Here is an 18,557-nt window from a genome sequence, read left to right as displayed (position 1 = left end):
CCGTTGCGCAACTTTATTGCGCAACGGTTGCGTAGCGTCACGATTTACGGGCGCTCAACACAAAGGGCAACGCCCATGCCGCCACCGATACATAGGGTCGCCAAACCCTTCTTGGCATCGCGGCGCTTCATTTCGAACAGCAGCGTGTTCAATACGCGGCAGCCGGATGCACCAATCGGGTGACCGATAGCGATGGCACCGCCGTTGACGTTCACCACAGCAGGATCCCACCCCATTTCCTTGTTCACAGCACAGGCCTGTGCGGCAAAGGCTTCGTTAGCTTCGACCAGATCAAGGTCTTCGGCCTTCCAACCCGCCTTTTCCAGCGCTTTGCGGCTGGCGCTGACCGGGCCGACACCCATGATCGCCGGATCCAGACCCGCAGTCGCATAGGACACGATGCGCGCCAGTGGCTCGATCCCGCGCTTTTCAGCCTCGTCTGCGGTCATCAGCAAAGTGGCCGCCGCACCATCGTTCAGGCCCGATGCGTTAGCGGCAGTTACGGTGCCGTCCTTGATGAAGGCCGGGCGCAGTTTCTGCATGGCTTCCATCGTGGCGCCGTGGCGGATGTATTCATCCTGATCCACAACGATGTCGCCCTTGCGGGTCTTGACGGTATAGGCGGTGATCTCATCGGCGAATTTGCCAGCTTTCTGTGCGGCCTCGGCCTTGTTCTGGCTGGCAACGGCGAATTCATCCTGCTGGTCGCGGCTGATTTGCCATTTTTCGGCAACGTTTTCAGCCGTCTGACCCATGTGATATCCGTTGAACGCATCCCACAGACCATCGCGGATCATGGTGTCGATATACTTCATATCGCCCATCTTCTGACCGGTGCGCAGGGCAGCGGCGTGGGGAGACAGCGACATGCTTTCCTGCCCGCCCGCGGCGACAATCGCTGCATCACCTAGTTGGATATGCTGCGCGCCAAGGGCCACAGCCCGCAAGCCAGAGCCGCACACCTGGTTGATGCCCCAAGCCGCGCTTTCAATCGGCAGACCTGCGTTCACATGTGCCTGACGCGCAGGGTTCTGGCCTTGGGCCGCGGTCAGCACCTGACCCAGGATCGTTTCGCTCACATCAGCGGCATCAATCCCCGCGCGTTCCACGACAGCCTTCAGCACAGCGGCACCCAGATCATGGGCAGGCACGGCGCCAAGAGACCCCAGGAAACTGCCGACAGGTGTACGGGCTGCAGATGCGATTACGACGTTGGTCATGTTGTGTCCTCTCAAACGTATGACGTTGATCAGACCGGAGTACAAAACACGTAAAACGAAACAAGAAGCAGTAAGCCCCGGTCTGCTGCGTTGCAGCGTTTTTAGGGCTTACGGGGCGTCAGGGCAACGCGATTCCGCATTATCGCAATGCAAAGCGCGGAGACCCGATATGATATCCTTGCAAGCAATCGGCCCCGATCTGGGACAGGAATTCAGCATCAGCCGCGTTTTCGACCCCTTCGACCACGGCAAACATCTCGAACTGATGGGCTACTGTGATCAGCGCTTCGACGAGTACTTGATTATCGGGGTCATGGGCCACGCCCTTCACGAAACTCTTGTCGACCTTGACCAGATCGAAAAAGAATTCCTTGAGGTGGCGAAATGCGATCAACCCGCCGCCAAACCCATCCAGCGCAAAAGCAACACCGCGCGGCTGCATCTCGCTCATGAAGCGGACAACAACCTCGTGCAACATCATCGCTGAGGTTTCCGTAATCTCAAAGATCAGACGGTCGCCCAGCGCGCCGCGCCGTGTCAGCCCTTCTTCCAAAGCACGCCGCCAGCGGCCATCGCCAAAAGACCGCGCTGAGACATTGACCGACAGCCGCATGTCGGGGTTCTTGCGCAGCATATCAAACGCCAGGTTCAGGGCGGCAGTGTCAATTTCGCGCCCCAGATCGGTTTCTTCCACCACTGGCATGAAATGCGCCGCCGGAATCACCCGGCCTGCGTCATCCAGCACCCGCACCAACCCTTCGTAAAAGGCCACGACGTTGTGGTCATGTGTCAAGACGACGGGCTGGAACGCCAACCGCGCCCGTCCTGCCGCCAAAGCCGACCGCACCAATGCCAGCACGTCGGCATCCCGGCTGGCCACGGCAAAGGCAAGCGGGTCCGGAGGGGGCTGGTCACGGTCCAGCGTATTGGGCAACGTGGCGTTCATCTGGGTATCCGTCATGGAATACCCGACACTAGGCCCCTTTCGCCTAACGGAGCGTTAAAGACAATGAACAAACCAATGGACCGTTGCGGCTGGGCCGGGCCCGACCCGATCTATCTGGACTACCACGACACCGAATGGGGCGTGCCGGAATTTGACAGCCGCGCGCTGTGGGAAAAGCTGATCCTTGACGGCTTCCAGGCAGGTCTTAGCTGGATCACGATCCTCAAGAAACGCGACAACTTTCGCGCGGCGTTCGCCGGTTTTGACCCGCACGAGATCGCCACATGGGGCGAAACAGATGTGCAGCGACTGTTGCAGGACGCAGGCATCATCCGTCACCGCGGCAAGATCGAAGCGACCATCCACAATGCCCGCGCCTGGCAAGAGATCGAGGCCCGCGAAGGGTTTGACCAGTTTCTGTGGCGCTACGTGGATGGCAGGCCGTTGCAGCCCAACCGCGCCACTATGGCCGATGTGCCCGCAGAGACTCCGCTATCAAAGCAAATATCCAAGGACCTCAAAGCCGCCGGGTTCAAGTTCTGCGGTCCCACGATCGTTTATGCCTTTATGCAGGCCACAGGGCTGGTCAACGACCACATCACGACGTGCCGCTGTCACGGTCCATTGTCCAACGGTGCAGCGCATCCTCGTCTTCGGCCTTAGCCGCGACCCAATCCGCGCCTTCTGCCAACACCTCTTTCTTCCAGAAAGGTGCGCGGGATTTGAGGTAATCCATCAGAAAATCCGCAGCTGCAAAGGCCGCAGCGCGGTGCGCGCTGGCCGTCGCGACCATCATGATCGGCTCTGTTGGGGTCAGCGCCCCGTACCGGTGAATGACAAGCACATCGCTGAGCGCCCAGCGCGTTGCGGCCTCTTGCGCGATCTGGGTCAGCGCCTTTTCGGTCATGCCTGGATAGTGTTCAATCTGCATATGCTGCAAGCCGCCCGCAACATCCCGCACGATCCCGGTAAAGCTGACAACAGCGCCAGCATCAGACTGGCGCGCCGAAAACCCGTTCAGCTCTGCGCCTGAGTCAAACGGCGCGTCCTGCACCCGGATGTCCATGTCAGCCACCCGTCATCGGCGGAAAGAAAGCCACCTCGCGCGCGCCCGCCAGTGGTGCATCAAAATCGGTCAATTCCTGATCCACGGCGACGCGCAAGGCGCTGATGTCGGCAAAGGCTGCAGCATAGCGTTCTTCGCGGGCGACTAGTTCAGCAACCAGATCGCTGACTGTCGCAGCCGCGGTTTCGACCCGCTCCTTCGGCAGTCCGATCCGTTCTCGCACCCATGCGAAATACAACACCTCCATCACGCGCCCTCGCGCAGGAAGGGCAGCGATTTGCGGAAATAGTCGAAGCCGGTGATCAGCGTCAGCACTGCCGCAATCCAAAGCAGCGCCAGCCCCGCCCAGCCCGTCACCGCATAGGCCTGTTCAAGCCACAGCAGGCCCACCTCATCCGGGATGGTGCCTGCGAAAATATCCTCGACCATCTGCGGGTCCATGCCGATAGTTCGTTCGATCTGGTGATGCAGAAAGATGCCCTGCCCAAAGAGCGTGGCAATCGCCACCATCTGTGCGGTTGTCTTCCACTTGGCCAGATTGGTCACCTTCAGCAGACCGGCCTTGGCGCCCAGAAACTCGCGCATGCCCGAGACGAAAACTTCGCGAAATACGATCATTGTGGCGGGCAAGACCAGCCAGGGTGACCAAGACGAAAATCCGATGATGACCAGCAGCGCAATGATCACCATCGCCTTGTCGGCAATCGGGTCCAGCATCGCGCCAAAGGCGCTTTCCTGCTTCCATGCTCGCGCCAGATAGCCATCCACAAAATCCGTGACCGCGGCACCCACAAAAAGGATCAACGCGCACCAATCCGCGAGCGGACGCGCAAAGTAGAGAAACATGATCGCGACACCGGGCGCAGCAAAAAGGCGCAGGATGGTCAGGATATTGGGCAGGTTAAACGTCATACCCCATGCGTAGCGCGATGTCCGGGGCGATGCCAGCCACCAAAGCCGCCCGCCCCGGATTTCTGCCGGATCAGCCGTCGCGTCGGATCTGGTAGAACAGGATCAGGTTCTGGAACCCGATCTTTCCCCTTTGCATCAGAATGCGCAGCGGCACCTGCGCGGGCGCACTGCTACCTTCGGGAAAGGCCGTCTGCGCATTGAATGGCTCAAGCATACTGCGGGTCTTGGCCTTGCCCATATTGAACGTGATGATCTCGCGCGCATTCAGGAATATCCGAAAGCTGGCGGCCTTTTGCACATTGGCGGCAAAGGACAGGATCGGCTGGCGCAACCCGTCGCCAAGCTCAAGGTCCGGCGGCATGGTGAAATGAAAGGTCCGCTCGCTGGCCGGGCTGCTTTCAGCATCAAGGGTGAACGGGGTATCGCGCAAAACCTGATAATCGCAAAGTGTTGTCGACTGCATTTTCAAATTCCTTCTATAAATGAATGGCGACAGTGTGCCTTTGACCAGTGGATCGGTATTGGAAAAACCCGACACCGGACGCAGGGCCCCGCCGATGATTGCATACCGCCCTCTTGATGTGCCGCCAGACTTGCGGCCTTACGTGCGTCGGATCGTGCATGCCGACCATGAAGCGCCGATCACCGCCGAGGTGCGCCCCGCACCAACGGGATACAGCTATATTGGCTGGGTTTATCGCGGGACTGTCGGCGCCAAAGATGCAACCCCGCCCAACGCCAAACTTCAGGATGGCCCGCACGTGGCAGGGCAGATAACGTCTGACGACATTACCGTGCGATATGATGGCCGTTTGGGGCATCTGCTGGCCGAATGTACCGCCACCGGCTTGACAGAGCTGACTGGCATCGCCGGGGCAGATTGCGTCAATCAGGCCAGCAGTCTGCGGCATCTGGCACCGTTTGCTGCCCTCGACGCACCTTACAGCGACCCCCCGGCCCAGCGCTTTGTTGCAGCCCTGTCAGGGCAGGCCGCCGCACCATTTTCCGTACCGGGTTGGATCAAAGAAGCGGCAACCCTGATCGAACAGGCAGGAGGACAAATCAAGATCACCGACCTGGCGGGCAGCCTTGCAATAAGCCAGCGTCAGTTGGAACGCGGGTTCAAAAATGTTGTGGGGCTTTCGCCAAAATTTTTCGCGCGGGTGCAACAGCTCAACCTCGCCTTCACGGCGATGCAGCAGGACGACACCGCAACCCTTGCCGCACTCGCGGTTGAGGCTGGGTTTTACGACCAAGCCCATTTCAACAATGCAATGCGCGCGTTTCTAGGCACCTCGCCATTGGCCTATCTGCGCAGCCCCGACGACCTGTTTTCAACCTTCCTTGGCCGGTCTGACGCCTTTCGGGCCTTGGTGCAAAAGCAGGCCGCGCCCTAGCCGTTTTCGTGGAAAAAGTCGTAAACGGTCTGTGCAAGGCTGTCGGATATGCCCTCAACCGCCTTGAGGTCCGCAAGATTTGCGCGTGACACCGCTTTGGCCGACCCGAAATGCGCCAGCAGCGCCCGCTTGCGGGTAGCCCCGACGCCCGGTACGTCGTCCAGCGGCGTGGCCCCGATAGCCTTGGAGCGTTTGGCGCGATGGGTGCCGATGGCAAACCGATGCACCTCGTCCCGCATCCGCTGAATGAAATAAAGCACCGGATCATTGTGGCGCAGCGCCATCACCGATTTGCCGGTGCGGTGGAATTCTTCTTTGCCCGCGTCGCGGTCGATCCCCTTGGCCACGCCGACCATCGGCACATCGCCTACGCCAAGGTCTTCCATGATCTCGCGCACTGCGCTGACCTGTCCGGCCCCGCCGTCGATCAGCAACAGGTCCGGCCAGTTGCCGGACTGCCTGTCGGGGTCTTCTTTCAGCAGACGCTGAAAGCGTCGGGTCAGCACCTCTTTCATCATGCCAAAGTCATCGCCAGGGGTCAGATCATCACCGCGAATGTTGAACTTACGATACTGGTTCTTCTCGAACCCCTCAGGCCCGGCCACAATCATCGCACCCACCGCATGCGCGCCCTGAATGTGGCTGTTGTCATAGACCTCAATCCGCTCTGGTACCTTTTCAAGGTCAAAGGCCGCAGCCACACCTTTCAGCAACCGCCCCTGCGTGGCACTTTCCGACATCTTGCGCGCAAGGCTTTCGCGCGCATTGCGCAGTGCACCCTGCACCAACTCTGCCTTTTCGCCCCGTTGCGGCACGGTGATCTCAACCTTGCGACCCGCCTTATCTGCAAGCGCCTCTGCCATCAGATCAGTGTCGTCCAGGCCGTGGCTCAGGATCAGCGCGCGCGGCGGTTCGCGGTTAGAATAGAACTGCCCGACAAAGGCCTGCATGATCTCTGCGGGGTCCTCATCACCTGCGATGCGCGGATAGTAGTCGTGGTTGCCCCAATTCTGATTGGCGCGGATGAAAAACACCTGCACACAAGCCTGTCCACCATCAATGTGCAGCCCCATGATATCCGCCTCAGCCACGCCCTTGGGGTTGATGCCTTGTGCCGATTGCACCTGTGTGAGTGCCTTGATCCGATCGCGCAGGGCCGCTGCACGTTCGTATTCCATCGCCTCTGCCGCCTCGCCCATCTGTCGGGCAAGGCTTTCCTGAATCCCCTTGGTCCGCCCTTGCAGAAAGCTCTCTGCGTCTTTCACGCTTTGGGCATAGGCATCCTTGTCGATCTTTCCGACGCAAGGGGCTGTACAGCGTTTGATCTGGTACTGCAGACAAGGACGCGTCCGCGTCTCAAAATCGGCATCTGTGCAGTTGCGCAGCAAAAAAACCCGCTGCAACTGGTTTAGCGTCCGGTTGACCGCTCCTGCCCCTGCAAAGGGGCCATAGTAGTCGCCCTTTTCCTTCTTGGCCCCGCGATGCTTTTTGATTTTTGGAAAGTCATGGCCCTTGGCGACGAGAATATTCGGAAACGATTTGTCATCTCGCAACAACACGTTGTAGCGCGGCTTAAGTTGCTTGATCAGGTTCTGTTCCAGCAACAACGCCTCGGTCTCTGTCCGCGTGGTCAGAAACATCATCGAAGCTGTCTCGTTGATCATCCGGGCAATGCGCGGGCTGTGCTGACCGGGCCGGGCATAGCTGCTGACCCGCGCCTTGAGGTTGCGCGCCTTGCCGACGTATAGCACCCGGCTTTCGGCATCCAACATCCTGTAGACACCGGGCGACCCGTCAAGGGTGCGCAGGTATCCCTGAATGACGTCGTAACCGGTCAAAGTGCTGGTCTTGGCCTCGGGCAAGGTGTCACCTGTGATTCTATTGCCTGCTGCAACGATAGTTGGTCGGGAACAAGATGAAAGGTATCCCCGTTTTCTGTGGATAACTCCGTGGGCAAATTCTGATGTCGCGCGATTCCTCTTTGGTTTTTGCGGGTTTCATCGCTTTGCCTAATTTTTAGGCACTATTGTAAGCTATTGTTTTTACTGTGTATTTTTTCGTCCACACGCCAAGCCGCTGATAACGTTAAGCTTTTGTAAATCAATTGTGACGCTTGCCCGGCGTAGTGCACAACTTGCCGCGGCGTCATTCGACCCCCAGCACATCGGGCGTCTGCCAGGCCAGGTGCTGACCGCCATCAACTGCGATCATCTGACCCGTCACCGCCCGCGCGTCCAACAGATATCCCAACGCTGCGGTGATCCCCTCGGGGTCAGCGCCACGGCCCAAAATGGTGGCTTTGCGTTGCCGATCAAAGTGTTGCTCTGACTGACGATGCCCCTTCAGGGTCGGGCCCGGACCAATGCCATTAACCCGCACACGCGGGGCCAGCGCCTGAGCTGCGGTGCGTGTCATCGCCCACAACCCCATCTTGGCAATCGTGTAGGTCATGAATTCCGGTGTCAGCTTTTGCACCCTTTGATCCAACATGTTGACGACCAGCGCCTGCGCGACGGGTTCGTCATGCGCGTCCATCACCGGGTCCGGGGCCTGCTGCGCCAAGGCTTGCGTCAGCACAAAGGGCGCGCGCAGATTGCTTTCCATATGCCGGTCCCAGCTCTTGCGGGTGGCACTGCCGATGTTGTCATATTCGAAGATCGAGGCGTTGTTGATCAGACAGGTCACCGGCCCGCCCAGCACCTTTGCAGCGGCAGGTAACAGCGCCTGCGCGGCCGCCTCGTCCAGCAGATCAGCCTGCAACGCCGCGCCACGCTGTCCCATCGCTTCCAACTCGGTCACGACCTCTGCCGCGCCATCGCCAGAGCTTGCATAATGCACCGCCACGTCATAGCCGCGCCCACCCAGATACAGCGCCATCGCGCGCCCCAGCCGCGCGCCACCACCTGTGACCAAGGCCGTGGGCATCAGACCAGCACCACAACCAGATAGGTGACATAGGCTACACTCAGCACGACGCCCCAAACGCGGGTGATGTTCTGGCGCAGGAACACAAACGGGATCAACAGAAGCGATGCGCCCAGCATGACCCACAGATCAAAGCTCAGGAATTGGTCATCGACCGGGATCGGTCCCACAAGGCTCGCCACACCGATAATGCCCAAAAGGTTGAACATGTTCGACCCGATCACATTGCCAAGCGCGACGTCCGCCTGACGGCGTAGTGCGGCCATTACTGTTGTCGCAAGCTCTGGCAGGGAGGTGCCAATCGCCACGAGGGTCAGACCGATCACCGTCTCGGTTATGCCGTAAGACCGCGCGATATTCGTAGACCCATCCACAAGAAGGCTCGCCCCCAATGGCAGGCCAATCATGCCCAGCACGAGAAACATCGCGATCTTGGCCCAGCCAAGGTTCGGGTCCGCGCCTTCGATCTCTTCGTCCTCGTCACCGGCGCAGGCGCGGCGGTGGCGCTTAACTTCAAGCACCGCGTAACCAAGCATCGCGGCCAAAGCCGCCAGCAGGATTAGCCCGCTCCACCATGTGAACACGCCCGTGAACGCCAGCGCGATGAAAAGGGCGGTGGCCGCAATCATCTGCAGATAACTTTTGCGCGTGTCACATTCAGACGTGTGCATCGCCGCCAATAGGGCGGGAATACCCAGCACCAGCAACACATTGGCCGTGTTGGATCCTACCACGTTCCCGATGGCAATCCCCGGCACACCGTCGAGAATGGCCTGAACCGAAATCAGCAACTCTGGCGCGGAGGTGCCAAAAGCCACGATCGTCAGTGACACGATCAGCGCAGGAACGCCCAGCCGCAACGACATGTTGACCGCGCCTTTGACAAGGCTGTCGCCTGCCAGCAGCAGGATCACCAGACCCACGATGACATAAATCCAATCCATCAGGTCTTTCCTCGCCCGCAGGCACAGGGCCCTTTGCCGATGCGGTATCGCCCACACCCTTTGCACTTTGCCGACGCAAGTCGGGCTTGTCCGGGCAAGCGGACTTTGCCGAACATCGCCAGTACAGCCATAAAGGCCAGGAAAAGGGCAACAACCTTGATCAGCATGTCAAAGCCCGAACCGGGCAAAGGCGGCGCGGTCCTCGATCCCGGCTACCGTCGCCGCCGTGATGCTGGCGCCTAGGCGCTGGAACAGGCTGCGACGCGGGCCATAGCGCCGCAGGCGCACCTTGTCGCCAAACCGTGCCTTCATGAACGGCACCAGATGATCGACACCGTCGATCAACCCTTCGACCACCGCATGCGCGCCAATCCAGACTTCGCCAGTGTACAACGCCTTGTTGTCAGACAACTTGGCCCCCCGCCGCGCCTTGACGTGCGCGATGAAATTCTCGTGCAGCTGATCCAGCCACCCTTTCAGGCGCTTCACATCTGCGGGCTTTTCTTTCTGGAATGGATCCAGCATCGATTTTGACGTCCCCGCCGTATGCACCCGCCGTTCGACTCCGTAGTTCGCGATCAGGTCTTGCATTCCGAACCCCGCCGAAATCACGCCGATGGACCCAACAAGGCTGCTGGCGTCGGCGTAAATCTCATCTGCGGCGCAGGCCAGCCAATATCCGCCAGAGGCCGCGACATCCTCCACAAAGGCAAATACCGGAACTTCTTTTTCCTCGGACAGACGGCGAATGCGCGCGGCAATCAGTGAAGACTGCACCGGGCTTCCGCCAGGACAATTAATCTGCAATCCGACGGCCACAGGTTTACCCCTGCGAAAGGCCTTTTCGATGACAGCTGCAAGCGAGGGATCATCCAACCCCTGACCGCTGTTGCTGATCGCGCCCTGAAGGCGGATCACATTCACCAGCGGTTCGGTTTTCATGAACGGGATAAGGTGCTTCATGCCGAATGACTTAGGCCGCATGAGGGCCTGCAACAAGGGCGCATCCCCCACGTCACTGCCGAATCCGCCAGCCTGTGCGGAAAATCCACCAAATCGTCGTCAGGCAGATCGCCATAAACAGCAGGATCGCAAAAAGCGACGACCCGATGCCCACATCAGCAGTACCGAAGAACGACCAGCGGAAACCGGAGATCAGATAGACCACCGGGTTGAACATGGTGATCGTCTGCCAGACAGGGGGCAACATGGTGATCGAATAAAACGATCCACCCAGAAAAACGAGCGGCGTGATGATCAAGAGCGGGATCAACTGCAATTGTTCAAAGTTGCCCGCCCAGATGCCGATGATAAAGCCCAGCAAGGCAAAGCTGAAACAGGTCATCACCAGAAACGCCAGCATCGCAAAGGGGTGCGCGATCTGGATATCAACGAACAGAAACGCTGTGGCCAGAATGATCACACCGATAAACAACGCCTTGGTCGCAGCAGCGCCCACGTAGCCGATTGTGATCTCAAGAAAGTTCACGGGCGCCGATAGCAACTCGTAAATCGTGCCAATGAATTTTGGGAAATATATCCCGAAACTGGCGTTTGACGTGGCCTGCGTCATCACGCTCAACATGATCAGTCCGGGCACGATAAACGCGCCATAGCTCACACCCTCGACCTCTTGAATCCGGCTGCCGATGGCCGCCCCGAAGACCACAAAATAAAGCGAGGTCGACAGAACCGGCGAGACGAGGCTTTGTGTGATCGTCCGGAAAAACCTCTGCATTTCAAAGATATAGATGGATTTTACCGCTGTGAGGTTCATGAGTCTTCCTTCACCATTCCCACAAAGATGTCTTCAAGACTGCTTTGCTGTGTTTGCAGATCAACCATCTTCAACCCGACCTCTGACAAATCATTCAGCAGGGTGCGGATGCCGGTGCGGTCGCTACGGGTGTCATAGGTATAGGTCAGAGACATGCGGTCTTCGCTTGGCTCCAACCCATAGTGGGACAAGGCGTCAGGCACCGCGCTGAAGGCCTCTGCCAGATCGACCCGCAACTGTTTCTTGCCCATCTGGGCCATCATCTCGGCCTTGTCCTGCACAACCAGAATTTCGCCTTTGCTGATGACGCCAACACGGTCGGCGATCGCCTCGGCCTCTTCGATGTAATGAGTCGTCAGAATGATCGTCACACCGCTGGCCTTCAGGCCTGCGACGACCTCCCACATCTCCTTGCGAAGCTCGACATCCACGCCCGCTGTCGGTTCATCCAGAAACAGGACGCGCGGTTCATGGCTCAGCGCTTTGGCAATTAGCACCCGCCGTTTCATGCCGCCCGACAGCATCATGATCTTGGCGTCCTTCTTGTCGGTCAGCGACAATTGCTCCAACACCTTTTCAAGATAAGCGTCGTCGCGGGGCTTGCCGAACAACCCGCGCGAAAACCGCACCGTGTTCATCACAGTCTCAAACGGTTCCAGATTGATCTCTTGCGGCACCAATCCGATCAGATTGCGCGCGGCACGAAAGTCCGTGACCGTGTCATGCCCACCCACCTCAATCTGCCCGGATGTCGCAACGGTGATCCCGCAAATCGTTGAAATCAATGTCGTTTTCCCCGCGCCATTCGGCCCGAGCAGGGCGAGAATTTCACCCTCTTCGATCTCCAGGTTCACGGATTTCAACGCCTCGAACCCACCGGCATAGGATTTGCGCAGGTTCTTGACGGACACAATGCTGGACATGACGTCTCTTTCTGGTGGCTACTTGTCGTCACCCTATCGGCGCATGTCAGAAGTGAAAAGACCACCCAAATGAGAGGTCTATGTGCATTCCTGCAAAAGCGTCTGATAGACTTCAACCAGTCGCGTGGCATGGGCCCGCGGCGACAGCCCATAGGTGTCTCTGCGCGCAAAAGCGGCTTGAGACATGCGCCCCGCCGTGGTGGCATCCATTGCTTTCAGCGTGGCCATCAGCTGATCCGGCATATCGTAGATCAGGCCGGTTTCACCCTGCGCAATTCCTTCGTGCGCGGCGTTCCATGCGCCTGTGATCACCGGCACCCCGCGCCCCAACGCCTCATAGGCGACCAGTCCAAACGTCTCTTGCCAAAGGCTTGGAAAAACCAGCGCGCGCGCTTGCGCCAAATACGAGGCGACCGCATCAGGCCCGACCCAGCCCGTAATCTGCGCGTCGGGCAAAAGCGCCCTGATCTGGGCCTCTTGTCGCCCCGCGCCAACAAAAACCGCGCGCACACCTGCATCTTTGGCGGCACGCGCAAAATCCAACGCGCCCTTATCCGGCTCCAGCCGTCCGACAAAGACAAACGCGTCGTTGTCCTCAGCCGCAACTCGTGGCCCTTTGCCCAAATCCACGGGGTTCGGGACACGATGCAATCGCGTCTCTGCCGCCAAGTACGGGACCATCACCTGCTTTTGCGTGTCAGAGATAAAGGCAACATCCCGCAATCGGCGCGGCATCCGCCCCGGCCCGTGCAGTGCAACCTGCCGCGCCGTCCGCCACACCTTGTGAACTGCGTGGCGGCTGTCGCATTGCGTGGTCAGGCACGACAGGCCCAGTGGCTTGCGAGAGCAAATCTGCGCACGCGGAAAATCGAAAAACCCACCGTTCGGACAAGCAAGGAAGAATTCGTGCATTGTATAAAGGCAACGCACAGGCCCTCCGGTCAGGATCGGGCCAATCGCGGGCGATAGGGCTTTGGAATACCCGTGGCAGTGCAGCACTGTCGTCGCAGGATCGTGCTCGAGGACCAGATCACGCAGGGCGCCTGCCGCGTCGCGGTTCCAGATCCCGCGCATCATGCCGCGCCAGCGGCTGGGGTCCTCGGACGGGGCGGTTTGCCCCAGACAGTGCACCGTGACACCGGCTGCCTCTAGCCTAGGATCAATGCCGGCAATCGGGCAAAAGAAGATCACGCGCAGGCCCATTTCGGACAAGGCAATGGCCGAGGTGACGGCAACCTTGCCTAACCCACCATCAACTTGTGCACTGTCACTGACAATTATGACCGTCCGCAGCGTCATGCTTGCGGCGCACCAATCGTCAGCGTCACGGGCTGCAAACCATCAATCTGACCTGTCAAAAGATCACCCGGCTGCACCGGTCCAACACCGGCAGGCGTGCCGGTCATGATCAGGTCGCCGGGCTGCAGATGATAGTAGCGTGACAAATGGCTGATGATCTCTGCGCAGGACCAGACCATGTCGTCCAGCACCGCATCCTGCCGCAATGCATCGCCGATGCTAAGTTGGATGCGCTGCCCGCGAGGGCCCGAAAAATCCGAAGCAGGAGTGATCGCTCCGATCACCGCGCCGTTTTCAACATCCTTGCCCAGATCCCAAGGGCGGCGATGGTCCTTGCCGTCCTGCTGCCGATCCCGGCGGGTCATATCCAGCCCGCAGGCATAGCCGTAAATCGCGGTTTCTGCAGCGGCCTCATCTGCCTGAAACACTGGCGCGCCAACAGCGATCACCAGCTCGACCTCGTGATGATAATTCGCGGTTCCGGGCGGATACGGCAGCGTCTGTCCGCTTTGCGCCAGGGCAAAGGCCGACTTGGTGAAATACCACGGTGCTTCGCGATCCACTTCGCCACCCATTTCAGCAGCGTGGGCCGCATAATTGCGTCCGACACAGAATATCCGCGCCACGGCATAGACATCTGGGTGGCCAGCGACAGGCAGTTCGGGCAAAGCACGGGGCGGAAAGACAAAGGACATCGCGAGGCTCCAATCTGGTGCGCCTTCGTCTTACGGCGTGCAGGCTGGGCTGTCCAACGCGACGGGGCGATGACCCCCACCCAGAAACGACAAAACCGCCCCAAAGGGCGGCTTGTCTTGGTTGCGGGAGTAGGATTTGAACCTACGACCTTCAGGTTATGAGCCTGACGAGCTACCGGGCTGCTCCATCCCGCGCCAAGTCTGCGTTAATTATGCCGATGCAGGCGGGACCGCAAGGGGGCGGACCGGTGAATCCACCGATTCTTTTGGCTTTTTTCCGCGAAAAGCAGCGTTGACAGGACCACCACACGCACAGATTGTCGCGACACGTCATCCAAGAGACATCCATGCCGCCCAAGACCCGATTTGTCCTGATTTCCACGGCGCGCAGCGGCACAACTGTGGTGATGCGCACCCTTGCCAACCACCCCGATGTGCGTGCGCATGAAGAGATCTTTCACCGCAAACGCTCGCAGGACGATTTTAGCGCGGATTTTCTTGCCCGACATGACCTAAACCTGCGCGATGACGATCCGACGCGCTTTGCCTATGCGGTCCTGAACCATGGGGACGGCAAACAATGTGTCGGGTTTAAAATGTGGCCCGGGCAAGAGAAATCCACCTGTGACACGCTGCTGCGGGATCCGAACATTCACAAGATCGTACTGGAAAGAAAGAACAAATTGGGCGGCTTCACCTCGCGAGAACTGGCGCGGGCATCGGGCGTTTGGCACCGGCAATCTGACGACAAAGCGGGCAACAGCGGCATGATCCACTTTGACGAAGCGGCGTTTCGCAAATTCGTGCGCAACCAGACGCGGCGGTTTGCGGATGTCGCTGATCGCGCTGTGGGACCCTGCCTTTTCATAAGCTATAGCGACATTCTGGCAGGTTATTTCGGGCAGATCGTCGCGTTTTTGGGGCTTGCAGAACAGGACCTTTCCGCACCGTTGGCCAAGATCAACTCCACCCACTTGCTTGATCGATTTGTTCCCGAGGATCGGGACCAGGTTCGAGCGGTTCTGGATGATCTGGGACATGCAGATTGGACCATCGAACGCTGACCCGCCGGAGGGCGATTAACGCGTTTTTGCAATATGCACAGATGATGCAGAACTGATGCACAGACCAAGCGCATCGACACCTTAAGGCACGTTAACCATTAAGATTTGTGGCGCGCACCACCAAAAATGCGGCCGCATCGACATATCGGTCGGTTCTTATCGCGTACTTTCGGAATTCCTGGCCCAAAAACGCAAAAAGCGCCGCAGAGCGGCGCCGTTTGTTATGATCATCGCAGAGAGATACCCTGATTTTGCTTATTAGGTGTGGCAGTGACTTACTCTCCCACGTCTTAAGACGCAGTACCATCAGCGCTGTGGCACTTAACGGCCGAGTTCGGGATGGGATCGGGTGTTTTGCTCACGCTATGACCACCACACCAAATAAACAAAATCAGGTTCCAAGCCAAATACGGCTAATGTAAGTGTATGTATCTTGAAGATCAGTCGAAGGTCTCCCTTCTACTGGATCAAATCAAGCCTATCGAGCAATTAGTACCAGTCAACTGAACGCATCGCTGCGCTTACATCTCTGGCCTATCGACGAGGTGGTCTACCTCGGCTCTCAGGGATACCTTGTTTTGAGGGGGGCTTCCCGCTTAGATGCCTTCAGCGGTTATCCTGTCCGATCATAGCTACTCTGCACTGCCGCTGGCGCGACAACAGATCCACCAGTGGATCGTTCACCCCGGTCCTCTCGTACTAGGGGCAACTCCTCTCAAGTATCCTACACCCACGGAAGATAGGGACCGAACTGTCTCACGACGTTCTAAACCCAGCTCACGTACCTCTTTAAACGGCGAACAGCCGTACCCTTGGGACCTGCTCCAGCCCCAGGATGAGATGAGCCGACATCGAGGTGCCAAACGGTGCCGTCGATATGGACTCTTGGGCACCATCAGCCTGTTATCCCCAGCGTACCTTTTATCCGTTGAGCGATGGCCCTTCCACTCGGGACCACCGGATCACTATGGCCGTCTTTCGACTCTGCTCGACTTGTCAGTCTCGCAGTCAGGCTGGCTTCTGCCATTGCACTCAACGAGCGATTTCCGACCGCTCTGAGCCAACCTTCGCGCGCCTCCGTTACACTTTGGGAGGCGACCGCCCCAGTCAAACTACCCACCACGCAGGGTCCCGGACCCGGATAACGGGCCGCGGTTAGACATCAAACAGAATAAGGGTGGTATCTCAAGGGAGGCTCCCCGAAAACTGGCGTCTCCGGTTCAAAGCCTACCACCTATCCTGCACATACTGTGTCTGATGCCAGTGCGAAGCTATAGTAAAGGTGCATGGGGTCTTTCCGTCTAACCGCGGGTAGCCTGCATCTTGACAGGCAATTCAATTTCGCTGAGTCCACATTTGAGACAGCGGGGAAGTCGTTACGCCATTCGTGCAGGTCGGAACTTACCCGACAAGGAATTTCGCTACCTTAGGACCGTTATAGTTACGGCCGCCGTTTACCTGGGCTTCAATTCGGAGCTTGCACTCCTCCTTTTAACCTTCAGGCACCGGGCAGGCGTCAGACCCTATACGTCGTCTTGCGACTTCGCAGAGCCCTGTGTTTTTAGTAAACAGTCGCCACCCCCTGGTTTGTGCCCCCGGCCTCTACTTGCGTAAAAACCGGGCCTCCTTCTCGCGAACTTACGGAGGTATTTTGCCGAGTTCCTTAAATGTGGTTCTCTCAAGCGCCTTGGTATTCTCTACCAGTCCACCTGTGTCGGTTTAGGGTACGATCTCATGGAGGGCTATTTCCAGGAACCGATAAGCGGCCCGCCCAATCCGATAAGGGCGAACAACAGTCTCGATCCGTCACATCCTCCTGGCCCAGGAATATTAACCTGGTTCCCATCGACTACGCCTTTCGGCCTCGCCTTAGGGGTCGGCTTACCCTGCTCAGATTAGCTTTAAGCAGGAACCCTTGGACTTTCGGCGAGGGAGTCTCTCACTCCCTTTGTCGCTACTCATGTCATCATTCTCACTAGTGATCTCTCCACCGGATCGCTCACGCGCCGGCTTCACAGAAAACTCCGTATCCATCACAACACCCGAGGGTGCTGATATGGATTGGAGTTATGTCACACTACGCTCTGCTACCATGCACTATGTGCATCCTAGACTTCGGCTCATGGCTTGAGCCCCGTTACATCTTCGCCGCAGGACAACTTATTTAGACCAGTGAGCTGTTACGCTATCTTTAAAGGATGGCTGCTTCTAAGCCAACCTCCTGGTTGTTTTGGTCGTCCCACCTGCTTTCCCACTTAGCCATGAATTAGGGGCCTTAGTCGTAGGTCAGGGTTGTTTCCCTCTCCACAACGGACGTTAGCACCCGCTGTGTGTCTGCCGGATATTACTCATCGGTATTCGGAGTTTGATTAGGATCAGTAAGGCTGTGGGCCCCCATTACCCATTCAGTGCTCTACCCCCGATGGTATTCGTCCGACGCTCTACCTAAATAGATTTCGCAGAGAACCAGCTATCTCCGAGTTTGATTGGCCTTTCACCCCTAGGCACACCTCATCCCGACCTTTTTCAACAGGTGTGGGTTCGGACCTCCAGTAAGTGTTACCTTACCTTCATCCTGGACATGCCTAGATCACTCGGTTTCGGGTCTAATGCATCTAACTCAGTCGCCCTATTAAGACTCGCTTTCGCTGCGCCTACACCTAACGGCTTAAGCTTGCTAGATACACTAAGTCGATGACCCATTATACAAAAGGTACGCTGTCAGGCCTCAAGGGCCCTCCAACTGATTGTAGGCGTTCGGTTTCAGGTACTGTTTCACTCCCCTCGTCGGGGTGCTTTTCACCTTTCCCTCACGGTACTGGTTCGCTATCGGTCAGTAAGGAGTACTTAGCCTTCGAAGGTGGTCCTCCGATGTTCAGACAGAATTTCACGTGTTCCGCCCTACTTAATACGTCCAATCATGCTTCTTATACGGGACTGTCACCCACTATGGTTAGTCATTCCAGACTATTCTAATCACACTCATGGCTCGGCTGGTCCCCGTTCGCTCGCCGCTACTAGGGGAGTATCTGTTGATTTCCTTTCCTCCGGGTACTTAGATGTTTCAGTTCCCCGGGTTTGCTTTTTTAACCCTATGTATTCAGGTTAAAAATACCTGGTTTACCTCATTATTAGCCACCCTTGCGGATAGTAATAACAAAGTATCAGGTGGGTTGCCCCATTCAGAAATCCATGGATCAAAGCTTATTCTCAGCTCCCCATGGCTTATCGCAGAGTATCACGTCTTTCATCGCCTCTTACTGCCAAGGCATCCACCAAACGCCCTTTTCGCGCTTGATTTGATCCAGAAGAAGTCAGACTTCTTCTCGCCCTCTCCCTTTTGTATCGTAATCAAAAGAGGGCCTTAGATCAAAATGCATACATTGCAG

17 protein-coding genes, 1 tRNA gene and 2 rRNA genes are annotated in these 18,557 nt (G+C 57.8%); 3 read left to right on the top strand and 17 right to left on the bottom strand.

Annotated features, from left to right (window positions below):
• Positions 1-44 precede the first annotated feature (44 nt).
• Both AB3Y40_RS17330 and AB3Y40_RS17325 read right to left on the bottom strand, forming a co-directional pair.
• The gene (locus tag AB3Y40_RS17330) at positions 45-1,220 is read right to left on the bottom strand and encodes an acetyl-CoA C-acetyltransferase (protein WP_369440124.1); all 1,176 of its coding nucleotides are present in this window, start codon (positions 1,218-1,220) and stop codon (positions 45-47) included.
• A 139-nt stretch (positions 1,221-1,359) separates the two neighbouring features.
• Positions 1,360-2,181 (bottom strand): EAL domain-containing protein, encoded by an 822-nt coding sequence (locus AB3Y40_RS17325; protein ID WP_369440123.1) that lies wholly within the window; start codon positions 2,179-2,181, stop codon positions 1,360-1,362.
• A gap of 60 nt (positions 2,182-2,241) precedes the next feature.
• On the opposite strand from AB3Y40_RS17325, the gene AB3Y40_RS17320 reads away from it, so the two are divergent.
• Positions 2,242-2,829 (top strand): DNA-3-methyladenine glycosylase I, encoded by a 588-nt coding sequence (locus AB3Y40_RS17320; protein WP_369440253.1) that lies wholly within the window; start codon positions 2,242-2,244, stop codon positions 2,827-2,829.
• Here the strand turns inward: AB3Y40_RS17320 and AB3Y40_RS17315 are convergent.
• The 4 genes from AB3Y40_RS17315 to AB3Y40_RS17300 form a co-directional block, all read right to left on the bottom strand.
• Entirely contained in the window at positions 2,765-3,232 is a 468-nt protein-coding gene (locus AB3Y40_RS17315; protein WP_369440252.1) for a molybdenum cofactor biosynthesis protein MoaE, read from the bottom strand. The two genes, AB3Y40_RS17320 and AB3Y40_RS17315, sit on opposite strands and share 65 nt — an antisense overlap.
• A gap of 1 nt (position 3,233) precedes the next feature.
• A complete protein-coding gene (gene moaD, locus AB3Y40_RS17310) occupies positions 3,234-3,479 on the bottom strand; it encodes a molybdopterin converting factor subunit 1 (RefSeq protein ID WP_369440122.1) in 246 nt (81 codons plus the stop codon).
• The gene (gene pgsA, locus AB3Y40_RS17305) at positions 3,479-4,144 is read right to left on the bottom strand and encodes a CDP-diacylglycerol--glycerol-3-phosphate 3-phosphatidyltransferase (RefSeq protein ID WP_369440121.1); all 666 of its coding nucleotides are present in this window, start codon (positions 4,142-4,144) and stop codon (positions 3,479-3,481) included. Before pgsA ends, moaD begins: the two co-directional genes overlap by 1 nt.
• Positions 4,145-4,214: 70 nt before the next feature.
• Positions 4,215-4,607, bottom strand: coding sequence for a hypothetical protein (locus tag AB3Y40_RS17300; protein WP_369440120.1), 393 nt, complete (start codon positions 4,605-4,607; stop codon positions 4,215-4,217).
• Positions 4,608-4,701: 94 nt separating this feature from the next.
• Between AB3Y40_RS17300 and AB3Y40_RS17295 the strand changes: the two genes are divergently transcribed.
• A complete protein-coding gene (locus AB3Y40_RS17295) occupies positions 4,702-5,541 on the top strand; it encodes an AraC family transcriptional regulator (RefSeq protein ID WP_369440119.1) in 840 nt (279 codons plus the stop codon).
• Here the strand turns inward: AB3Y40_RS17295 and uvrC are convergent.
• The 9 genes from uvrC to AB3Y40_RS17250 form a co-directional block, all read right to left on the bottom strand.
• The gene (uvrC, locus tag AB3Y40_RS17290) at positions 5,538-7,403 is read right to left on the bottom strand and encodes an excinuclease ABC subunit UvrC (protein ID WP_369440118.1); all 1,866 of its coding nucleotides are present in this window, start codon (positions 7,401-7,403) and stop codon (positions 5,538-5,540) included. The two genes, AB3Y40_RS17295 and uvrC, sit on opposite strands and share 4 nt — an antisense overlap.
• Positions 7,404-7,686: 283 nt before the next feature.
• Positions 7,687-8,466: an SDR family oxidoreductase gene (locus AB3Y40_RS17285; RefSeq protein ID WP_369440117.1), complete on the bottom strand. Its 780-nt coding sequence runs from the start codon at positions 8,464-8,466 to the stop codon at positions 7,687-7,689.
• Positions 8,466-9,410, bottom strand: coding sequence for a calcium/sodium antiporter (locus AB3Y40_RS17280; protein ID WP_369440116.1), 945 nt, complete (start codon positions 9,408-9,410; stop codon positions 8,466-8,468). The genes AB3Y40_RS17285 and AB3Y40_RS17280 overlap by 1 nt, the downstream gene beginning before the upstream one ends.
• A 168-nt stretch (positions 9,411-9,578) precedes the next feature.
• Complete coding sequence (locus AB3Y40_RS17275; protein WP_369440115.1) at positions 9,579-10,373, bottom strand: S49 family peptidase; 795 nt, start codon at positions 10,371-10,373, stop codon at positions 9,579-9,581.
• Positions 10,374-10,425: 52 nt separating this feature from the next.
• Entirely contained in the window at positions 10,426-11,187 is a 762-nt protein-coding gene (locus AB3Y40_RS17270) for an ABC transporter permease (protein WP_369440114.1), read from the bottom strand.
• Entirely contained in the window at positions 11,184-12,110 is a 927-nt protein-coding gene (locus tag AB3Y40_RS17265; RefSeq protein WP_369440113.1) for an ABC transporter ATP-binding protein, read from the bottom strand. The genes AB3Y40_RS17270 and AB3Y40_RS17265 overlap by 4 nt, the downstream gene beginning before the upstream one ends.
• Before the next feature lie 78 nt (positions 12,111-12,188).
• Positions 12,189-13,409, bottom strand: coding sequence for a glycosyltransferase family 4 protein (locus tag AB3Y40_RS17260; RefSeq protein ID WP_369440112.1), 1,221 nt, complete (start codon positions 13,407-13,409; stop codon positions 12,189-12,191).
• Entirely contained in the window at positions 13,406-14,104 is a 699-nt protein-coding gene (locus AB3Y40_RS17255) for a fumarylacetoacetate hydrolase family protein (protein ID WP_369440111.1), read from the bottom strand. The genes AB3Y40_RS17260 and AB3Y40_RS17255 overlap by 4 nt, the downstream gene beginning before the upstream one ends.
• Positions 14,105-14,222: 118 nt before the next feature.
• Positions 14,223-14,299, bottom strand: a tRNA-Met gene (locus tag AB3Y40_RS17250).
• A gap of 152 nt (positions 14,300-14,451) precedes the next feature.
• Here AB3Y40_RS17250 and AB3Y40_RS17245 point away from each other — a divergent pair.
• Positions 14,452-15,168 (top strand): hypothetical protein, encoded by a 717-nt coding sequence (locus tag AB3Y40_RS17245; protein ID WP_369440110.1) that lies wholly within the window; start codon positions 14,452-14,454, stop codon positions 15,166-15,168.
• A gap of 262 nt (positions 15,169-15,430) precedes the next feature.
• Here the strand turns inward: AB3Y40_RS17245 and rrf are convergent.
• Positions 15,431-15,545, bottom strand: a 5S ribosomal RNA gene (rrf, locus tag AB3Y40_RS17240).
• A gap of 91 nt (positions 15,546-15,636) precedes the next feature.
• A 23S ribosomal RNA gene (locus tag AB3Y40_RS17235) occupies positions 15,637-18,468 on the bottom strand.
• Positions 18,469-18,557: the final 89 nt, after the last annotated feature.

Source organism: Yoonia sp. R2331 (assembly GCF_041103235.1).
Lineage (GTDB): Bacteria > Pseudomonadota > Alphaproteobacteria > Rhodobacterales > Rhodobacteraceae > CANMYO01.
The sequence above is the reverse complement of the archived record's forward strand: the minus strand, read 5'-3'. Positions and strand labels throughout refer to the sequence as shown.

Coding starts and splice junctions, on each gene's coding strand:
- AB3Y40_RS17330 (WP_369440124.1), bottom strand. CDS start 1,220: ATGACCAACGTCGTAATCGCATCTGCAGCCCGTACACCTGTCGGCAGT.
- AB3Y40_RS17325 (WP_369440123.1), bottom strand. CDS start 2,181: ATGACGGATACCCAGATGAACGCCACGTTGCCCAATACGCTGGACCGT.
- AB3Y40_RS17320 (WP_369440253.1), top strand. CDS start 2,242: ATGGACCGTTGCGGCTGGGCCGGGCCCGACCCGATCTATCTGGACTAC.
- AB3Y40_RS17315 (WP_369440252.1), bottom strand. CDS start 3,232: ATGGACATCCGGGTGCAGGACGCGCCGTTTGACTCAGGCGCAGAGCTG.
- moaD (WP_369440122.1), bottom strand. CDS start 3,479: ATGGAGGTGTTGTATTTCGCATGGGTGCGAGAACGGATCGGACTGCCG.
- pgsA (WP_369440121.1), bottom strand. CDS start 4,144: ATGACGTTTAACCTGCCCAATATCCTGACCATCCTGCGCCTTTTTGCT.
- AB3Y40_RS17300 (WP_369440120.1), bottom strand. CDS start 4,607: ATGCAGTCGACAACACTTTGCGATTATCAGGTTTTGCGCGATACCCCG.
- AB3Y40_RS17295 (WP_369440119.1), top strand. CDS start 4,702: ATGATTGCATACCGCCCTCTTGATGTGCCGCCAGACTTGCGGCCTTAC.
- AB3Y40_RS17285 (WP_369440117.1), bottom strand. CDS start 8,466: ATGCCCACGGCCTTGGTCACAGGTGGTGGCGCGCGGCTGGGGCGCGCG.
- AB3Y40_RS17280 (WP_369440116.1), bottom strand. CDS start 9,410: ATGGATTGGATTTATGTCATCGTGGGTCTGGTGATCCTGCTGCTGGCA.
- AB3Y40_RS17275 (WP_369440115.1), bottom strand. CDS start 10,373: ATGAAGCACCTTATCCCGTTCATGAAAACCGAACCGCTGGTGAATGTG.
- AB3Y40_RS17270 (WP_369440114.1), bottom strand. CDS start 11,187: ATGAACCTCACAGCGGTAAAATCCATCTATATCTTTGAAATGCAGAGG.
- AB3Y40_RS17265 (WP_369440113.1), bottom strand. CDS start 12,110: ATGTCCAGCATTGTGTCCGTCAAGAACCTGCGCAAATCCTATGCCGGT.
- AB3Y40_RS17260 (WP_369440112.1), bottom strand. CDS start 13,409: ATGACGCTGCGGACGGTCATAATTGTCAGTGACAGTGCACAAGTTGAT.
- AB3Y40_RS17255 (WP_369440111.1), bottom strand. CDS start 14,104: ATGTCCTTTGTCTTTCCGCCCCGTGCTTTGCCCGAACTGCCTGTCGCT.
- AB3Y40_RS17245 (WP_369440110.1), top strand. CDS start 14,452: ATGCCGCCCAAGACCCGATTTGTCCTGATTTCCACGGCGCGCAGCGGC.